The following is a 3,083-nucleotide window of genomic DNA, read 5'->3' as shown; positions in this document are numbered from 1 at the left end:
GACGATGCGGATGCCGGGCGTGAACGTCCGGTGGTTCGACACCACCACGCCGTGCGCCGCGCCGCGCGTTTCGACGGCGAGCCGCCAGCCGGCCCGCGCGAGCGCGCCGCCCCGGTCGAACATGACGCGGCGCATCGACGCGCCTGCATCGGCGGCATCGAGCGCGCAGAGCTGCGGCAAGGCGGCGCTGACTGTGGCGGCGAACGCGTCGGAGGAATCAGCGGAAAGAGGCGGAGCGGACGGATCGGGGGATGCAGCGGATGGATCGGCCTGAGCGGCCTGTGGGACGGCGCGCACGACGTCGAGCACGATTTCCAGAACGCGGGTCATTGACGCTCCGAGTTGTCGGTGGGCGGCAGGTGGGGCGGCGACGGAACCGCAAGGGAGCGCAATCAGCAAAAGTCGTCAGCCGTGGCAGATTATTCCTACGGCCGCTGCGCTACTGCCCTGATATTACACGCGCGCCGTACGCTCTGCGCACGACGGCATCCCCCGATTGACTTGCACGGTTTGTGCGACTTGATAACGGTCAAAATCGTAAAAACGCGACGGTGAAACAATGCTTACATAACCTGTCGACGTTCGCTGTTCCATAAGGAGTATTGAGTGTTTCCCGAATTCCGCGAGCTTATCTCCCACCTCAAGATTCAGGACGATCATTTCGCCCGCCTCTTCAATCGCCACAACGATCTGGACCAGCAAATCAAGAATATGGAAGCGGGCATCGTGCCCGCGAATGGCATGGCCATCGAGCAGCTCAAGAAAGAAAAGCTGCAACTCAAAGATTCGCTCTATCTGATCTTGCGCAAGGCAGCAGACGCGTAAGCGGCGGCCTTCGGCAGCGCGTTGCGGCGCGGTTGCCGTCTCTCGGCGGCCCGCGCCGCTAGCACGCGCGCGCCATCGCCCGCAACGTGGTATGCGCGGCCTGAATGGCCTGAATGGCAAATCGGCAACCGCCCTGCCCATCCGTCCGTCGCGATTTCCAACGCTTTTCAGCGCGTTCCCGCGCTGTCTCGCGAGCCTCACCTGTTGCGCCTGTTCAATGCAGTCGGATCGATACCGGCTCACCGCTTCCGTCGAGAGAATCAGACTTATGCCCAAAATCGTTCCCAACGTTTCCTCGCTGACTCCCGGTTCCGCCGGCGCCCGGAACCGCAGCGCGCACAATGACGACGGCCCCGCCGCGCGCCAACCCGAACTCACGCCGCTCGGCGCCGAACGCCGCACCGTCGACGACGCCGTCGAGGCCGCGACCCAGGTCATCGCCAGCGCGATGCACGATCTCGTCGCGGCCAACGGCGATGCGCGCGTCAACGCAGTCGACGCTGACAACGACACCGCGGAAGTGGGCGTCGACACGCCCGCGCCGCTGCTCGACTCCATCGCCGCCCTGATGAAAGGCCTGTCGCCCGACGAAGCCGTGCAATTGCGCAGCCTCATCCTCGAAGGCCAGCCCGCCGAGTGGCGCAAGCCGCGTGCGCGTCACCCCGACGAGGAACTCTCGGCCGGCTGGCGCGACGGCGAGTATCCGTATCGCAATCTCATGTCGCGTCGCGCTTACGAGCGGCAAAAGTACCGGCTGCAGGTCGAGTTGCTGAAGCTCCAGGCGTGGGTGCGCGAAACCGGCCAGCGCGTCGTGATCCTGTTCGAAGGCCGCGACGCCGCCGGCAAGGGCGGCGCGATCAAGCGCTTCATGGAGCATCTGAATCCGCGCGGCGCGCGCGTGGTCGCGCTCGAAAAACCCACCGAGGTCGAACGCGGCCAGTGGTATTTTCAGCGCTACGTGCAGCATCTGCCTTCGGCAGGCGAAATCGTGCTGTTCGACCGTTCCTGGTATAACCGCGCCGGCGTCGAGCGCGTGATGGGTTTTTGCTCGCCCGCCGAATATGCCGACTTCATGCAGCAGGTTCCGGAGTTCGAACGGCAGTTGATCCGCAGCGGCATTCACCTGATCAAGTTCTGGTTCTCGGTGAGTCAGTCCGAACAGCGTCGCCGTTTCAAGGAACGCCGCGTGCATCCGCTCAAGCAGTGGAAGCTCAGTCCCGTCGATCTCGCCTCGCTCGACAAGTGGGACGAGTACACGCAAGCCAAGGAAGCGATGTTCTCGCAAACCGACACGGCCGACGCGCCCTGGACCGTCGTGCGCTCCGATTGCAAGAAGCGCGCGCGTCTGAACGCCATGCGCTACGTGCTGCACAAATTGCCGTATGCGAGCCGCGAAACCGGGTCGATCGGGACCGTCGATCCGTTGCTGGTGAGTCGGGCGCTTTGAGGTTGTGAGCGGTTCTATCGGCCGATAAGGTAGACCGGAACGCGCCGCGGGAAACTGCGGCGCGTTTTTCTTTGGCGCGTGCTGCGACGCTCAAGTCGCATACTGCGCCGCCCCATTCCCAAACGACCAGTTCTCCCTCGCCACATCGACGAGATTGATGAACACATCCTCGCGCCGCACGCCCGGATCGCGCGCGAGGTTTTCCGCGATCTGCGCGAACAGCGCTTTCTTCTGATCCTGCCCGCGCGTATTGCTCACGGCAATCTGGATCATCACGATGTCGTCGCTGCGTTCGATGCCGAGGTAATGGCGGCCGAACACGAAATTATCGGCATCGTGCTCGGTGACGACCATGAACTGGTCGTCCTCGGGCGCCTTGAAGACTTCCATCAGCGCGAGATGCACGCCCTGCATCAAGGCCTTGCGATAGGTTGCGGGCTTGCCGGCGCGCACGGCGATTCGGGTGAACGGCATGTCAGTCTCCTTCGAGGTCAGTGGGAACCTGCGCCGGCGGCAACGATGCGAACCACTCGCGCCGTCACGTTCGACATGACATCAGCTTAGTCGCCGTCTATCATAATAAACAGATATCACTCCATATTTCATCCATTTACGATTGAAATGAAACCGCTCGATCTCGACGCCGTGCGCGCCTTCGTTCTGGTCGCCGAATTGCGCAGCTTCACGCGCGCCGCCGACGCGCTCGACACCACGCAATCCGCCGTGAGCCTCAAGCTCAAACGGCTCGAAAGCCATCTGGGCCGCCAGTTGCTCGAACGCACGCCGCGCGTGGTGCGGCTCGCGCCCGACG

5 protein-coding genes are annotated in these 3,083 nt (G+C 63.4%); 3 read left to right on the top strand and 2 right to left on the bottom strand.

Features of this window, described 5'->3' with window-relative positions:
* On the bottom strand, positions 1–330 hold a 330-nt coding region (locus G3N97_RS37635; protein ID WP_205997818.1), incomplete at its 3' end, for a hypothetical protein.
* 276 nt (positions 331–606) lie between these two features.
* Between G3N97_RS37635 and G3N97_RS37630 the strand changes: the two genes are divergently transcribed.
* Complete coding sequence (locus G3N97_RS37630; RefSeq protein ID WP_065059980.1) at positions 607–825, top strand: YdcH family protein; 219 nt, start codon at positions 607–609, stop codon at positions 823–825.
* Between the two features lie 448 nt (positions 826–1,273).
* Positions 1,274–2,272 carry a polyphosphate kinase 2 gene (ppk2, locus tag G3N97_RS37625; RefSeq protein WP_205997819.1) on the top strand — a complete coding sequence of 333 codons (999 nt, stop codon included), beginning with the start codon at positions 1,274–1,276 and terminating at the stop codon, positions 2,270–2,272.
* Between the two features lie 90 nt (positions 2,273–2,362).
* On the opposite strand, the gene G3N97_RS37620 is transcribed toward ppk2, so the two are convergent.
* Positions 2,363–2,746, bottom strand: a complete 384-nt coding sequence (locus G3N97_RS37620; RefSeq protein WP_205997817.1) for a tautomerase family protein — start codon at positions 2,744–2,746, stop codon at positions 2,363–2,365.
* A 147-nt stretch (positions 2,747–2,893) separates the two neighbouring features.
* Between G3N97_RS37620 and G3N97_RS37615 the strand changes: the two genes are divergently transcribed.
* On the top strand, positions 2,894–3,083 hold a 190-nt coding region (locus tag G3N97_RS37615), incomplete at its 3' end, for a LysR family transcriptional regulator (protein ID WP_205997816.1).

This window comes from Paraburkholderia sp. Ac-20347 (assembly GCF_017104805.1).
GTDB classification, from domain to species: domain Bacteria; phylum Pseudomonadota; class Gammaproteobacteria; order Burkholderiales; family Burkholderiaceae; genus Paraburkholderia; species Paraburkholderia tropica.
This window is presented reverse-complemented; position numbering and strand designations above follow the sequence as displayed.